The following is a 14,073-nucleotide window of genomic DNA, read 5'->3' as shown; positions in this document are numbered from 1 at the left end:
ACCACATCCACGCATATCCAGCCATTTATGATACAGGTTTTCCCATGATCACGATCAAGCTAGCCGCCAGACTTGCCCATCATCTGTCCACCAGACGAGCACACGAATTGGCCCGTCCGGCCCGCCTGCTGTGCTGGGCCGGTTTGGCAGCGGCTGTGTGCGTGGTCGGCGCGGCGCGGGCTGATTACCGGGAATCCGTTCCGGTGCTGCGGATTGGTCTGGTCGAATCCCATGTTGCAGCCGCAGATCCGCTGAAACTTGACGCGGTCCGCCATTCTTTCGCGACCACTTTGGGCATTCCAGTCGAGATCATCAAAATGGCCAGTTACGCGGCCCTGATTGACGCGCAGGCCAGTGGACGCGTCGGCTACGCGATCCATTCTGCCAGATCCTTTGCCGCCACCGATGCAGTCTGCAGCTGTGTCCGGGCGTTTCGAAGCCCGGTGGCTGCCGATGGATCAACCGGCTTTCGCTCGGTGCTTGTTGCACGTGACAGCATCAATCGGCCGGTGGAAGGGCTCAGGATCGCCTATTCCAGTGAAGAGTCGATTTCCGGATGGCAAATTCCGCAACAGGCAATCCGGGCAGGCAGCCTGGATGCGCCACAGCTGGTCCGCGCCGGCAGCGTAAACGCGGTGATCGCGCTGTACCTTGCCGGAGAAGTTGACGGATATTTTGCCTGGCTGCCGGATATTCCAGGCGATGCAGGCTCGGATCTGACGCATTTGTTTGGTGGCTGGAACCGGTCCGGCATCGGGGCCGCAGACCCGCTCCGGGTGCTTTGGTCGTCCCAGCGCATTCCCTATGGTCCGCATGCCGCACACCGGTCACTGCCAGACGATCTGGTCGAGGCTCTGGGAAGATTTCTTGACGAAATGCCGTCCAAGGCCCCGGGACTGCTCGATATTTTCGAGCCGGTCTATGGCGGCGGCTATGTCACGCCGGATCCGGAGGATTACCGCAATGTGCGGGGACTCGTGGAAGGTCTGTTGAACAGTTCCGTCACGCCACCGGCGCGTTGACCGCGCCGGTTAATATTGTCTCGCAAGGCGCATCAGCAGTTGTCGCAGGAAACTTCGTCGCCGACACGCTGGCGGAGATGGTAGGTTTTCTTCATGTGGATCGTCCGGAAATCGACGTCTTGTATGCCCGGCATGATCAGCAGCAGATCGTGATCAAACTCGACTTCAGTCCGAACCAGAAACGTGTTCGGTATCGCAAGATCATTCGGCAGGGTTTGGGTGGAACCAACAACATAGGGCCGCGTGTTGTCTTCCTGCCATGACCATTTGGTGGTCGCGACACCTGCCCCGTTGATCGAGATTCCGGTGATCTTCACCGCCACGCCGTCAGCGCGAAACGGCGTCATCACGCTTTGCGCCACATTGAGCATGGACTGGAGAAAAGCCTTGTCGATGCTGTCGTCCTGGGTCACCAGATCGGCCACGGTGCTTGCAGCGCGCGCCAGTTTCTTGTTGACCGACATGGCGACAGACACTTCCAGCGATCCCATATAGAGGACAATCAGCACCGGTGCGATCAGTGCAAACTCAACTGCGCCGACGCCTGCACGGTCGCCGCGCAGCTTCCGTGCGGTCTCGCGCAGTCCAATCAAGATGCCGGTCATAGCCGTGCTCCCTTGTGATTTCCGCCTGGCTTCATTTCGTGTGTCGCCATTCACGGATAGTTCTCGTTGCGAAATGCAGCAGTTGCCACCATCAGGTAGTCGTGCGGCATTTCACCATCCTTGCGGATGTTGGTGATGTAGGGCCTGACAAGGTCGGTCATGACTTCCCAACGGTAATAGGCCCGGACAATATTGATCGTTTGCGGTCCACCAGGATCATAGGCAAAGCCGGTGTCATCCAGATCCGAGTAACGTTCGTTGCCCATCTTTGGAATGTAGGTCGGGATGGCCGAGAAATCCGCAAACTCCCGAACATCGAGATAGAGTTTCTTGTCGTCCGGGTCTTCTTGGTCAGCACATTTGATCATCAGGCTGATCTCACCGCAGAATTTTGTGCGGAACTGAACTTCGGTCAGATCAGTGGCACGGCCCATGTCGAACGTGATCTGGCCCGTGCGGATTTGCCGGCCCATCGTATCAACGGCGTTTTCGAGCAATTGTTCGCCAGCAAAAGCGATAAAGGCTTCGATGGTGGCGAAGATCAAAAGGAAAAAGGGAAACGCCAGCAGCCCGAACTCGATTGCAGCCGTCCCGTCCCGGGATCGGTTCAACCGGGCAAGAATCCGCCGCATCCGCCGTGGTGACGTGTGCCGTTTATTGGCTTGATCATCGACATTCATCGTCATGCTCCCGGACATTAGGTGTCAAGGGACGACGCTAGACCAAACTAGTTGAATATTCGTAACGCGGTTGCAGGCAAGTCTCCCGGCGTGGTTAATCAACCATCAACCAATACTTGCGCTGGGCAAGGGATCAGGGACTCGTTGCCGCCGTCGGCACATGCTCTTCGCAGGATGGCGAGCAGGAAAACACCGATCGTGACGTCTGTTTGAAAACACGAAGCGTATTGGCCTCATCAACAGAAACCAGAATGCGTTCATCGACGATCGCATCGCCGGCCTGATCGAGAATGACAAGATTTGTCGTGCCATAGGATTTGCCGGTCAACACGATGGTCTGCGGATCGGAGATGGCAACATCGGCCACTGCGGCATTGCCAATAATGACCTTGCTGATGGTGCGGTCCAGTTTGAGAATCCGCGCATGATCCATGAACACCCGGATGACATCATCGGTTGCCTGTGCCGGAAGTGTCGACATCGTGACCAGGGCCATGCCGCATAGGGCATGCATCAACCGGCTTCGGACTGGGTGGGAGTGGGTCATGCCGTTTCCTCGGGATTTCGGATCTAGCCCCTAAAATCACTCGGATTGGTGAACGAAGCCTTAAAGCGGCCCGGATCTTTGAAAAATCAGTCATCGCCCTGTTCAAACGGCAGCGTGGTTTGCGCTGACATGGACCCGATACTTCAAACAAGGCGTCGTTCAGGTTCACTCTATAATAGGGCCGGCGCACAGCTGATTTTCGAGAGCGCTCGTTCGGACTCCATTAAGCCAGTTTGCAGCTGCCGGCGCGGAAGGTTTTGCTAACTCTCTTTATTAAGTAGATCGAAAATGCCTGTCTGTAGGGTGCCTCTATCTGATCAACGGTAACAGTTGACGGAGTGCTGAAACCATTATGTGAACTAAGGAGCATCCCATGAAAAACATGATCAATCGTTTCGTTCAGGACGAATCCGGCGCCACCGCAATTGAGTATGGCTTGATCGCCGCACTTATCTCGGTCGCCCTCATCACCGGCGCTACCACCCTCGGCAACACGCTCAATGCACAGTTCCAGGGTCTTTCCGACAAGATGAATACCGCCAAGGGCGCACAGGGCCTGTAAAATTGGCTCACCTGATGCATGTCGATGTCGAATGAGTTTATTTGGATGATATCGTACATGCATCGGTTCAAGAGCTAAAGGCGTCCTTTGAGCATCCGATTTGATGCGCGGCGCTGAAGCCTTTGCGATTTAAGCAGCCGCCCCTCGGGGCGGCTTTTTGCATTTCTATCCTGCCAGTCGAAAGTATCTCCGGTTCCATGCTGCTTGTTATCGTCCTGTTCATCAGAACAGGTTTTTCTGACCAGTAGGTATTTGTTCACCTTGTTCTTTAAGCAGTTTGAAAACCTCAGCTCCTATGATCGTCAAATCCGACCAGCCGAAGCAGTTGGCGGAGTGCTGAATATACAAGTGGATGAAGGAACAAACCCATGAAGAACCTTTTTGAACGTTTCGCCAATGACGAATCCGGCGCCACAGCGATTGAATACGGCCTCATTGCTGCGCTTATCTCGGTCGCGCTCATCACCGGCGCCACCACACTGGGCAACACACTCAATGCTCAGTTCCAGGGCCTTTCCGACAAGATGAATACGGCCAAGGGCGCACAGGGCCTGTAAGCCCGCGCTACTGGATTTTCCGTTTCAAGAGCCGCCCTTCGGGGCGGTTTTTTTATGCGCGTTGCTTTTTTTTAATGTCTTGCCGCTAGGGTTCCAGGCAACTCAGGAGCAAACCGATGGTCGAGGCCGCAATATTTGTCATTTTTCCGCTTTGCCTGGCCATGGCGGCATTCTCTGACATACTGACGATGAAAATCCCCAATCGTGTCCCAATCGTATTGGCGGCGTCATTTTTCGTGGTGGCTCCGTTTAGCGGCATGGACCTGGTCACATTCGGCTGGTCTCTAGCCGCCGCATTAACGGTATTTGCCGGTTGTTTCGCCTTGTTTGCTTTCAATGTAATGGGCGGCGGAGACGCCAAGATCCTCAGCGCCGCAGCGCTCTGGTACGGCTTCAACATTGATCTGGTTGCGTTTCTTGGCTTCACTGGCATTTACGGCGGCTTTCTGGCCCTGATCGTGCTGATGATCCGCGCCAATGAGAATGTACTCCTGATTTCGCCGGTCCCGATTCCGATGCATTTTTTCAAGGCGCGTGCCGGAATTCCCTATGGCGTGGCCATTGGCGCGGCAGCCTTCTCCACTTTTCCTGACACCGAAATCTTTACCCAGGCGCTGGCTCGCCTGCATTAGGGCATCGTTCGATTTGTTGGACGGTGCTCCAGATTGCGGCCGCTGGCCGGTGTTTTAAAGCGCCGCGCATCCAGCTAGATGTGCCGCAGTCGTCTCTTTTCCAAGTTCTTGTAGCGACAAGTTCCGGCGTGTGCGCCCTATGGTTCGGGCGATTGCGCAGGTGAATCAGGACCTGGCAGGCTGAACTTTTTCCAATCAATCTTGCGTTAACCCTGTTTGCTACCGGGTCATTAACCATAATTACACGATTACACATGCATTCTGCAGCGAGCCTATCCAATACTCGTTTGAGGAAACAGCATGAAACCCGCCCGCGTCGTCATAATGACAGTGGCAGTCCTGGCAGCAGGACTTGCTGGATATCTGGCCATGAATCTGACCTCCCCCACGGTACAGGTCAATGAAATTGCCTCTGCGCCGGTAATCGAAAAGATGCCGACCATCGATGTGCTGGTGACAACCGCCAGCCTGCCGGTAGGCGCACGTCTCAACGAGGAAACACTGGAGTGGAAAGGCTGGCCGGAAGACGGCGTCATCGAAGGGCTGGTCCGTCGGGACAATCGTCCGGAGGCGATCGCCGAGCTCACCGGTGCGGTGGTTCGTCTGCCGATATTTGCCGGCGAACCGTTGCGGCCTGAAAAAATCGTCGATTCCTCCTCCCGTATCATGTCTTCGCTTCTGCCTGCCGGCAAACGCGCCATTGCGACAGAGATATCGGTGGCCACCAGCGCCGGCGGCTTCATTCTCCCCAATGACCGGGTGGACGTGATCATGGTGCGCCGCAAGACGGCGGAGGAAGGATTTCTCACGGAAGTCATTCTTTCCAACATCCGGATCCTGGCAATCGACCAGCGGATCGAGCAAGACGCCGAGGGTAACCGCACAGCGGTTGGAACCACGGCGACCCTTGAGCTGACGCCGGAACAAGCAAAAATCATTACCGTTGCCCAGCAAATGGCCGACCGGTTGACCCTCGCCTTGCGCAGCGTCGCCGATGTTCAGGAACCTGACAGCGACGGTGCAAAATACCTACTGAGCGGCGAAGACGGCTCCACTGCCATCCAGCTGATCCGCTCCGGCACCATAACCAAAGTTGGCGCCACCAACTGAAGCGGAGAATGAACGTGCGTCACATTGCAAAATCGCTCCTGTCATCCATCGCCAGCATTGCTCTGGTGGGAACAACCGTGGTCCTGGGCTTAGGCCTGGAACCGTCAAGCGGCCGTTTCCTGCCCTCTGCTCAGGCGGCTGAAAGCGTCATCACGATCAAACAGACCGGGCCCGGCGTCAACAAACGGGTCAAGCTGGGACTGAACAAGGCCATCGTCATCGATCTTCCGACCGATGCTCATGATATCCTTGTTGCTGATCCGACCCTTGCTGATGCGGTCACACGCACCTCTCGCCGGCTCTATCTGTTCGGCAAGACGGTTGGCCAGACCAACATCTTCATTTTCGGCCCGAACGGCGAAGAGATCGTTGCCATCGATCTTGAAATCGAACGCGATGTCTCAGGTCTGCAGGGTCACCTTGCCCGCTTTCTCCCGGACTCCGACATTACGGTCGAAATCATTTCCGACAACATTGTCCTGACCGGATCGGTTCGCACCCCGCAGGATGCCGCGCAGGCAGCAAGGCTGGCAGAAATCTTTCTGACAGGTGGCGAGGCCACAACGCGTCTGACAACTGCGACCAGCGAGGGCGGCGACGCCGCCATCAGCGCCGAGGACCGTCAGAAATCCCAGATTGTCAATCTGCTCAAGATCGATGGCGAAGACCAGGTGACCCTCAAGGTGACCATCGCCGAGGTCAGCCGGCAGGTGCTCAAGCAGCTCGGCTTCAATTCGTCGATCACCGGCGGCAACGGAGCCTTCTACAATAACAACCCCGCCAACCTGGGATCGCTGACCACCGGTCTCAACTTTGCCTCGCTGGCAGGGACCGTCGGCGGCCGCACCATATCCAGCTATGTCAACGCAATGGAACAGGCCGGTGTCATGCGCACCCTGGCGGAACCCAGTTTGACGGCGATCTCGGGCGAAAGCGCCAAATTCTATGTTGGCGGCGAGTTCCAGGTCCGTGATGCGGTTGACTACGACGACGACGGTAAAGCCACATATACCGATCGCGAAGTGGAATACGGCATCCGGTTGAACTTTACGCCGGTTGTGCTGTCGCCGGGGCGAATTTCCCTCAAGGTCTACACCGAAGTGTCGGAGCCGACATTCGAGGGATCGACCTCGCTTCAGGGTGCACAGAACAACTCCGGTTTGACTCGCCTGTCAATCAAGCGCCGCGAGGCCGAAACCTCGGTGGAACTGCCGTCCGGTGGATCAATTGTGCTTGCCGGTCTGGTCAAGGATGACATTCGCCAGGCGATGTCGGGCTATCCGGGATTGTCCAAGGTTCCGGTTTTGGGAACGCTTTTCCGCAGCCGTGATTTCGTCCGCAACGAGACCGAGCTGGTCATCATAGCCACGCCCTACATTGTCAAACCTGTTGCTCGCAACCAGATCGCCCGTCCGGATGACAATTTCAATGCAGCCGGCGACGGCGCGGGCTTTTTCCTCGGCCGGGTCAACCGGGTTTATGGCCGAATGGAAACCAAATTGCCGCCAGGCCGCTACCACGGCGCCGTCGGTTTTATCTACAAATGATCAGGACCCTCACCATGTCTAGCAAGATCCCAGTTTCCGTTAATCCTGATCTCCGGTCGTTCCGGGCGGCCCTGCCGTTGTTGGTCGCCGTTTCGCTGCTATCCGGCTGCGCCGGCTGGCCAGGCCGCAGCGTTACCGTCGGCGCTGTTCCTGACGATTACCGGACCAATCACCCGATCATTATCGCGGAGAAGGAGCGCACGGTCGACCTTCCCATTGCAACGGGTGACCGCAAGTTGACCATATCGATGCGCGAGACCATCCGCGGTGCGGCACAAAACTACCGGTCGGGCGCATCCGGCGCCATCCGCATCATGGTTCCGGTCGGTTCGGCCAATGCCGGCGCTGCTTCGGTTCTGTCCACTCAGGTGGCAGATGTCTTGCGCAAGGAAGGCGTCCCCGGAGATCGCATATTGTCGTCGCCATATCAGGTGTCCTCGCCGGATGATGCTGCACCGATCCGCATCGCTTTCATGGCCATCACTGCTTCTACCGGCGAGTGCGGGCGCTGGCCCGAGGATATGCTCGGCAACACCTCCGAGAACAAGCATTGGGCCAATTTCGGATGTGCCAGCCAGAACAACCTGGCCGCCCAGATTGCCAATCCGGGTGATCTGATCGCGCCCCGCGGCATGACTCCGATTGATGCTGAACGGCGTTCAGCGGTGATTGAAACCTACAGAACAAGCGGTGCGGGTCTCGGAAACTAATGAACAGGCTGAATCGCAACGCGCTTTTTGAAGCAGGACAATGCAATGACCAACCTTGATTACCAGCTTGAGCAGGAACAGCAGCCAGAGCAGGGCGAGAACGCTCAGGAGCGCGGCGACTTCGAGCGCGTCCGGCCCTTGCCGCGGATCTCTGTGCATGCCTTCATTGAATCCGAAGGTCTGGCCAAGACCATGGAACGCTGTTCCCAGGATCGGCGCATGGCCAAGGTCAATCTGCGTATCAATTCCGGCGGAGTCTCGGCCGCGGCCAACATGTTTGCCGGCTCACCGACGCCCAACCTGTTGATTCTCGAGACTCGCGCCGACGCCCAGACACTGATGGAAGAACTGGGTGAACTGGCCGGCGTCTGCGATCCCGATACCAGGGTTGTTGTCGTCGGGCACGTCAATGATGTGTCTTTGTACCGTGAACTGGTACGCAATGGTGTTTCTGAATATATCGTTGCTCCGGTTTCGATGGCCGATGTCATCGGCGTGATCTCGACGATTTTCGTCGACCCTGACGCAGCGCCGCTTGGGCGGTCGATCGCTTTTGTCGGTGCCAAGGGCGGCGTTGGGTCGTCCACATTGGCCCACAATTGTGCCTGGAGCATTTCCAATCTTTTTTCCAGCGAGGTCATCCTTGCTGACATGGACCTGGCGTTCGGAACCGCGAACCTCAACTTTGACAACGATCCGACACAGGGAATCGCCGAGGCGGTGTTTTCGCCAGACCGGCTCGATGAGGTGTTTCTGGACCGCCTGCTGACCAAATGCTCGGAGCATCTGTCGATGCTTGCCGCGCCTTCCATGCTGGACCGGACTTACGATTTTGACGGCGGGGCATTCTTGCCAATTCTCGACATCATTCAGCGCAACGCGCCGGTCTCGATCCTCGATGTTCCGCACATCTGGTCTGACTGGACCCGCAAGCTGCTCTGTGCCGCCGATGAGATTGTCATCACCGCAACACCCGATCTCGCCAATTTGCGCAACACCAAGAATCTGTTCGACACCTTGCGCAAGCTGCGACCCAACGATCATCCGCCAATGCTGATCCTCAACCAGGTCGGAATGGCCAAGCGGCCGGAAATCGCGCCTGATGTGTTTTGCGATCCGCTGGAAATCGAACCGCTTGCCATTATTCCGTTCGATGCGCCGTTGTTCGGCGAAGCGGCGAATTCCGGTCGGATGATAGCCGAATCCTCGGCCAAGTCGCCAATCGCCGAATCCTTGGCTCAGATCGCGCATGTCGTGACCGGAAGAGCGGAAGCGAAAAAAAGCAAGAAGGCCGGCCTGTCGTCTTTGATGGGTCTGTTGGGTCGCAAGTAACCGTAAGTCTGGAGTGGAACTGAACATGTTCGGCAAACGCAGCAATGACGCACCGGGTAAGCCACCGCTCGCCCCGGCAGCCAAGCCATCGGTCAGTGCCGAAGCTCCGGTCGCGGTCGCCCCGGCAGTCAAGGCGTCGTCGCCGGCTCCAGCGCCGGCACACGCCAAGGCCTCCGCGTCTGCTCCGCAGCCCACGCAGCAGGCCGCGCCGCGTCGCGAGGAGCCTCAGGCCAAGCGCAAGTCATCCCGCAACGAAGCCTATTACGACACCAAGAGCCAGGTCTTCTCGGCTCTGATCGACACGATTGACCTGTCGCAGCTGGCCAAGCTTGATGCCGAAAGCGCGCGTGAAGAAATCCGTGATATCGTCAATGATATCATCACGATCAAGAATTTTGCGCTGTCCATCGCCGAGCAGGAAGAACTGCTTGATGATATCTGCAACGACGTTCTGGGCTATGGCCCGCTGGAGCCTTTGCTGGCTCGCGACGACATCGCCGACATCATGGTCAATGGCGCAGGCATGACCTACATCGAAGTGGCCGGCAAGGTGCTCGAAACCGATGTCCGGTTCCGTGACAACAGCCAGTTGCTGTCGATCTGCCAGCGCATCGTCAGCCAGGTAGGCCGCCGGGTGGATGAATCCAGCCCGATATGTGACGCCCGCCTTCCCGACGGCTCCCGCGTCAATGTCATCGCACCGCCGCTGGCGATTGACGGCACTGCGCTGACCATTCGTAAATTCAAGAAGGACAAGCTGACCCTTGATCAGCTGGTCAAGTTCGGTGCGATCACGCCCGAGGGAGCTGCCGTATTGCAGATCATCGGCCGGGTGCGCTGCAACGTGGTGATCTCGGGCGGTACCGGCTCTGGTAAAACCACGCTGCTCAACTGTTTGACGGCTTATATCGATCCTGACGAGCGGATCATCACCTGCGAAGACTCCGCCGAGCTTCAACTGCAGCAGCCGCATGTGGTGCGGCTCGAAACCCGCCCGCCCAACATTGAAGGCGAAGGCGAGATCACCATGCGCGATCTGGTCAAGAACTGTCTCCGCATGCGGCCTGAGCGGATCATAGTCGGTGAGGTACGTGGCCCGGAGGTGTTCGATCTCTTGCAGGCCATGAACACGGGTCATGACGGCTCGATGGGAACGATCCACTCCAACAGCCCGCGCGAGTGTTTGAGCCGTATGGAATCGATGATCGCCATGGGCGGATTTACGCTGCCGGCCAAGACCGTGCGCGAAATCATCTCAGGATCGGTGGATGTGGTCATTCAGGCCGCCCGCTTGCGCGATGGATCGCGCCGCATCACCCACATTACCGAAGTCATCGGCATGGAAGGTGATGTGATCATCACCCAGGACCTGATGAAATACGACATGTCGGGTGAAGACGCCGATGGCAACATTATCGGCGAACATCGTTCAACCGGCATCGGCCGGCCGCATTTCTGGGATCGTGCCCGTTATTATGGCGAGGACAAGCGCCTTGCCGCCTCGCTCGACGCCATGGAAAAAATGACCTCGTAAGGAGTAAGTCGCGTGTTTGGTGTGGATACAGTGGTACTTGCCATCATAGGGCTGGTCGCGCTTGCGGCGGGTGCCTTGGGCTATGGCGTGCTCTACAGCCGGATCGAGGACGATCGGAAGGCTGAAAACCGCGTCAAACGGGTCAAATCGGCTGAAACCGACCGGTCCAAGGCGACCGCGGCGCGCGACAGGCTCAATGAAGTCAACAAACGCCGCAAATCCGTCCAGGACTCGCTCAAGACGCTGGAAGAGAAAAACAAGGAAAACGACCGCCGCAAGTCACCACCCCTGAAGGATCTGATTGCTCAGGCGGGGCTCGGTATTTCGATCCGGCAGTTCTACATATTCTCTCTCATTCTGGGCGCTGTCACAGGTCTGGTCGCATTCGTCGGCTATGGCAGTCCTCTTGTTGCGGCCGGCGTGGCGATCATTTTTGGCGCCGGGTTTCCGCGCTGGACCATAGGTTTTCTGCGCGGTCGGCGTTTGAAGGCATTCCTGACCGAATTTCCCAATGCGCTGGACATCATGGTCAGGTCGATCAAGTCCGGTCTGCCACTGAATGACGCCATTCGGATGATTGCGTCCGAAGGCCAGGAACCAGTCCGCGCCGAGTTCAAGCGCATCGTTGAAGCACAGCAGATGGGAATGACCGTACCGGAGGCCTGTACCCGGCTCTACAGCCGCATCCCGCTCTCTGAAGCCAATTTCTTCGCCATCGTGATCACCATTCAGGCCCAGGCTGGCGGCAATTTGTCCGAAGCCCTTGGCAACCTGTCGCGGGTGCTGCGTGACCGGAAAAAGATGAAGGCCAAGATCAACGCCATGTCGATGGAGGCAAAAGCGTCGGCGGCCATCATCGGCGCCTTGCCATTCATTGTGGCCACGCTGGTCTATCTGACATCGCCTGACTACATCACGATCCTTTTCACCGATACGCGCGGCCACCTCATTCTTGGCGCATCGGCAATCTGGATGTCGATCGGCATCATGGTGATGCGCAACATGATCAACTTCGATATTTAGGGACGGATGAACCATGCTATCTGATATTGCGTCTTCCCTGACTGATCCGGCCTATCTGGTCCCCATTCTCGTGTCCGTGGCGGTCTTCGCCACACTGTTCACCATCATGGCTCCCTATTTTGAACGGGGCGACCTTGATGCGCGGATGAAGTCCGCAGCACTTGAGCGCGATGAAATCCGCGCCAGGGAACGCGCCAGGCTCAACGCCGAGCAGTCGCGCGAAGGCGCCAAGAGTGCCGGGCTGCGGTCTCACAACAACGCCTCCGTGCGCGGCATTGTCGAGCAGCTTAACCTGAAGAATGCGCTGGCAGATGAAGCCACGGTCGCCAAGCTGCGCGCGGCCGGCTATCGCACCCAGAATTCGCTCAACATGTTCTTGCTGGCGCGGTTCGTGCTGCCCTTCATTTTTCTCACCGGCACGGTTGTCTACGTCTTCGTTCTGGAAAACCTGACTGACAAGCCTTTCACCGTGAGAGTCCTGGCCTGCATCGTTGGTGCCTATGTCGGCTTCTACACGCCCAACATGTTTGTTTCCAATCAGTCCAAAAAACGCCAGGCGTCGATCAAGCTTGCCTGGCCCGACGCCCTTGACCTGATGCTTATATGTGTTGAATCCGGGGTTTCCATCGAGGCCGCGATGAAGCGCGTGGCCGAGGAAATCGCGGTGCAATCCACTGCACTGGCCGAGGAATTCGTGCTGACAACTGCCGAATTGTCCTATCTCCAGGACCGGCGCGTGGCATTTGAAAATCTGGGCAACAGAACGGGCCTCGATACGGTCAAGTCGGTCACCCAGGCGTTGATCCAGTCCGAGCGCTACGGCACGCCGATTGCACAGGCCTTGCGCGTTCTTGCAGCAGAAAGCCGCGATCAGCGCATGAATGAAGCAGAGAAGAAGGCCGCAGCCTTGCCGCCGAAGCTGACTGTCCCGATGATCCTGTTCTTTCTGCCGGTGCTCATCGGCGTTATTCTCGGACCAGCAGCGATCCAGGTGGCGGACAATTTCGCTGGCGGCATGCCGCAATAGGCCGCCTGAAGTTATCCATCTCCGGGATGACAAGCCGGGGATGGCGCACATATCTGATAAACCGACAGCGCCACGCGATCCAATCGGAAGCGCGGCGTTTTGGCGGCAAAAGCAGCCGATCGCCCCAGACTTTCATCAGTTGACCCGCAAATAAAACACCAGATGCCCGAACAAAAAAACGCCACGCTCAGTTGAACGTGGCGTTTTGCATGGATGGATCAGTGTGGCGTGAGCGCGAAGTGGCTTACCCCTTAATTGGTGTCTTTGAGCTTGTTCCAGGCGTTTTGCTGGCTCAGCATGGCGCGCAGATAAGTCACGTTCGCGCTTGCCTGTTCCGCAGAAAGCTCTGCGCCGGCGATTTTTTCAGCTTCGGCAAAGCGGCCCTGCAGGCCAACAACCAGCGCCAAGTTCTGGCGAACCCGGCTGTCCGCACCGGGCTGGCGGATGGCGGAAGCAAGATAGGATTCCGCGGTTTTAAGGTCGCCCTGCAAGACATAGGACATGCCGAGATTGGACAGGATCGAGGATTCATTGGGTTGCAGATCCAGCGCCTTGCGATAGCGCGCGCGGGCGGTGTCGGGATCGCCCATCTGGTCGTGAATGGCCCCTTCCGCCGACAACAGCTGCCAGTCCGGACGGTCCGGGGTCTGCGCCCGTTGAATGGCATCAAGCGCCTTGTCGAATTGGCCTGCGCCGGCAAGCGCCTTGCCGTAGGCCGCAAGCACCGCGCGATCGGTCGGATTGTGGATCGCCACTTGCTGCATCACGGCAAGCGCCTGTTCAGATCGGCCGCCCATGGTCAGGACGGACGCGTATTTCATCCCGACAGCGGCGTCTTTGGGGTTTTTGTCATAAACCCTGCCGATGCTGGCGGCTGCGGAATGCAACTCGGTCGCGTTCATGGTCTCAAGCGGCTTGTTCATCGACGGGATCGACCCGGTGGTCAGCCTGCCCTTGGAAGCGCATCCCGCAAGCGAGACAGCGAGCGCGGCAATGCAGACTGCGCTGAGCAGCCGCCGGGGTAGGAGTGCACGTGATGGGGTCGCTGACATGGCCTGGTCCCGTAAATTGAGGTGCGTGGCGGCCCGGTAGGGGTGGCGCCGCAGTCTTCGTTCAAGCAATAATCTGTTAACCCTAATCAAGAGTTAACGTCTGATTCTCCGCGTCCCTTTTGCGGAGAGCCAA

The 14,073-nt window shown here is 57.7% G+C and carries 15 protein-coding genes; 11 read left to right on the top strand and 4 right to left on the bottom strand.

Annotated features, from left to right (window positions below; genetic code table 11):
* Window positions 1-44: 44 nt before the first annotated feature.
* On the top strand, window positions 45-1,022 hold the full coding sequence (locus IMCC20628_RS20205; RefSeq protein WP_047031686.1) for a PhnD/SsuA/transferrin family substrate-binding protein: 978 nt from the start codon (window positions 45-47) through the stop codon (window positions 1,020-1,022).
* Between the two features lie 32 nt (window positions 1,023-1,054).
* Here the strand turns inward: IMCC20628_RS20205 and IMCC20628_RS20200 are convergent, their stop codons facing one another.
* The 3 genes from IMCC20628_RS20200 to IMCC20628_RS20190 form a co-directional block, all read right to left on the bottom strand.
* Window positions 1,055-1,627: a TadE/TadG family type IV pilus assembly protein gene (locus tag IMCC20628_RS20200; RefSeq protein ID WP_047031685.1), complete on the bottom strand. Its 573-nt coding sequence runs from the start codon at window positions 1,625-1,627 to the stop codon at window positions 1,055-1,057.
* Window positions 1,628-1,677: 50 nt separating this feature from the next.
* A complete protein-coding gene (locus tag IMCC20628_RS20195; protein ID WP_047032820.1) occupies window positions 1,678-2,313 on the bottom strand; it encodes a TadE/TadG family type IV pilus assembly protein in 636 nt (211 codons plus the stop codon).
* A 127-nt stretch (window positions 2,314-2,440) separates the two neighbouring features.
* A complete protein-coding gene (locus IMCC20628_RS20190; RefSeq protein WP_082128256.1) occupies window positions 2,441-2,854 on the bottom strand; it encodes a pilus assembly protein N-terminal domain-containing protein in 414 nt (137 codons plus the stop codon).
* A 373-nt stretch (window positions 2,855-3,227) separates the two neighbouring features.
* Between IMCC20628_RS20190 and IMCC20628_RS20185 the strand changes: the two genes are divergently transcribed.
* The 10 genes from IMCC20628_RS20185 (at window position 3,228) to IMCC20628_RS20140 (ending at window position 12,888) form a co-directional block, all read left to right on the top strand.
* Complete coding sequence (locus IMCC20628_RS20185) at window positions 3,228-3,416, top strand: Flp family type IVb pilin (protein WP_047031684.1); 189 nt, start codon at window positions 3,228-3,230, stop codon at window positions 3,414-3,416.
* Window positions 3,417-3,784: 368 nt separating this feature from the next.
* Window positions 3,785-3,973: a Flp family type IVb pilin gene (locus IMCC20628_RS20180; protein ID WP_047031683.1), complete on the top strand. Its 189-nt coding sequence runs from the start codon at window positions 3,785-3,787 to the stop codon at window positions 3,971-3,973.
* Window positions 3,974-4,089: 116 nt separating this feature from the next.
* Window positions 4,090-4,605: a prepilin peptidase gene (locus IMCC20628_RS20175; RefSeq protein ID WP_047031682.1), complete on the top strand. Its 516-nt coding sequence runs from the start codon at window positions 4,090-4,092 to the stop codon at window positions 4,603-4,605.
* 300 nt (window positions 4,606-4,905) lie between these two features.
* Window positions 4,906-5,715: a Flp pilus assembly protein CpaB gene (gene cpaB / locus IMCC20628_RS20170; RefSeq protein ID WP_047031681.1), complete on the top strand. Its 810-nt coding sequence runs from the start codon at window positions 4,906-4,908 to the stop codon at window positions 5,713-5,715.
* Between the two features lie 8 nt (window positions 5,716-5,723).
* The gene (locus tag IMCC20628_RS20165) at window positions 5,724-7,262 is read left to right on the top strand and encodes a type II and III secretion system protein family protein (RefSeq protein WP_082128255.1); all 1,539 of its coding nucleotides are present in this window, start codon (window positions 5,724-5,726) and stop codon (window positions 7,260-7,262) included.
* A 14-nt stretch (window positions 7,263-7,276) separates the two neighbouring features.
* A complete protein-coding gene (locus IMCC20628_RS20160) occupies window positions 7,277-7,972 on the top strand; it encodes a CpaD family pilus assembly protein (protein ID WP_047032817.1) in 696 nt (231 codons plus the stop codon).
* A 45-nt stretch (window positions 7,973-8,017) separates the two neighbouring features.
* Complete coding sequence (locus IMCC20628_RS20155; RefSeq protein ID WP_047032816.1) at window positions 8,018-9,304, top strand: CpaE family protein; 1,287 nt, start codon at window positions 8,018-8,020, stop codon at window positions 9,302-9,304.
* A 25-nt stretch (window positions 9,305-9,329) separates the two neighbouring features.
* The gene (locus tag IMCC20628_RS20150) at window positions 9,330-10,838 is read left to right on the top strand and encodes a CpaF family protein (RefSeq protein ID WP_047031680.1); all 1,509 of its coding nucleotides are present in this window, start codon (window positions 9,330-9,332) and stop codon (window positions 10,836-10,838) included.
* A gap of 12 nt (window positions 10,839-10,850) precedes the next feature.
* On the top strand, window positions 10,851-11,861 hold the full coding sequence (locus tag IMCC20628_RS20145) for a type II secretion system F family protein (RefSeq protein ID WP_047031679.1): 1,011 nt from the start codon (window positions 10,851-10,853) through the stop codon (window positions 11,859-11,861).
* A 13-nt stretch (window positions 11,862-11,874) separates the two neighbouring features.
* Window positions 11,875-12,888 (top strand): type II secretion system F family protein, encoded by a 1,014-nt coding sequence (locus IMCC20628_RS20140; protein ID WP_047031678.1) that lies wholly within the window; start codon window positions 11,875-11,877, stop codon window positions 12,886-12,888.
* A gap of 251 nt (window positions 12,889-13,139) precedes the next feature.
* On the opposite strand, the gene IMCC20628_RS20135 is transcribed toward IMCC20628_RS20140, so the two are convergent.
* On the bottom strand, window positions 13,140-13,940 hold the full coding sequence (locus IMCC20628_RS20135; RefSeq protein WP_047031677.1) for a tetratricopeptide repeat protein: 801 nt from the start codon (window positions 13,938-13,940) through the stop codon (window positions 13,140-13,142).
* Window positions 13,941-14,073 lie beyond the last annotated feature (133 nt).

The sequence above is a fragment of the Hoeflea sp. IMCC20628 genome (genome assembly GCF_001011155.1).
Lineage (GTDB): Bacteria > Pseudomonadota > Alphaproteobacteria > Rhizobiales > Rhizobiaceae > Hoeflea.
This window is presented reverse-complemented; position numbering and strand designations above follow the sequence as displayed.

Excerpts from the sequence above, each read along its gene's own strand:
- IMCC20628_RS20135 (WP_047031677.1), bottom strand. The coding sequence starts at position 13,940 with ATGTCAGCGACCCCATCACGTGCACTCCTACCCCGGCGGCTGCTCAGC.
- IMCC20628_RS20155 (WP_047032816.1), top strand. The coding sequence starts at position 8,018 with ATGACCAACCTTGATTACCAGCTTGAGCAGGAACAGCAGCCAGAGCAG.
- IMCC20628_RS20190 (WP_082128256.1), bottom strand. The coding sequence starts at position 2,854 with ATGACCCACTCCCACCCAGTCCGAAGCCGGTTGATGCATGCCCTATGC.
- IMCC20628_RS20165 (WP_082128255.1), top strand. The coding sequence starts at position 5,724 with ATGAACGTGCGTCACATTGCAAAATCGCTCCTGTCATCCATCGCCAGC.
- IMCC20628_RS20205 (WP_047031686.1), top strand. The coding sequence starts at position 45 with ATGATCACGATCAAGCTAGCCGCCAGACTTGCCCATCATCTGTCCACC.
- IMCC20628_RS20180 (WP_047031683.1), top strand. The coding sequence starts at position 3,785 with ATGAAGAACCTTTTTGAACGTTTCGCCAATGACGAATCCGGCGCCACA.
- IMCC20628_RS20200 (WP_047031685.1), bottom strand. The coding sequence starts at position 1,627 with ATGACCGGCATCTTGATTGGACTGCGCGAGACCGCACGGAAGCTGCGC.
- IMCC20628_RS20150 (WP_047031680.1), top strand. The coding sequence starts at position 9,330 with ATGTTCGGCAAACGCAGCAATGACGCACCGGGTAAGCCACCGCTCGCC.
- IMCC20628_RS20160 (WP_047032817.1), top strand. The coding sequence starts at position 7,277 with ATGTCTAGCAAGATCCCAGTTTCCGTTAATCCTGATCTCCGGTCGTTC.
- cpaB (WP_047031681.1), top strand. The coding sequence starts at position 4,906 with ATGAAACCCGCCCGCGTCGTCATAATGACAGTGGCAGTCCTGGCAGCA.
- IMCC20628_RS20185 (WP_047031684.1), top strand. The coding sequence starts at position 3,228 with ATGAAAAACATGATCAATCGTTTCGTTCAGGACGAATCCGGCGCCACC.
- IMCC20628_RS20140 (WP_047031678.1), top strand. The coding sequence starts at position 11,875 with ATGCTATCTGATATTGCGTCTTCCCTGACTGATCCGGCCTATCTGGTC.
- IMCC20628_RS20175 (WP_047031682.1), top strand. The coding sequence starts at position 4,090 with ATGGTCGAGGCCGCAATATTTGTCATTTTTCCGCTTTGCCTGGCCATG.
- IMCC20628_RS20195 (WP_047032820.1), bottom strand. The coding sequence starts at position 2,313 with ATGACGATGAATGTCGATGATCAAGCCAATAAACGGCACACGTCACCA.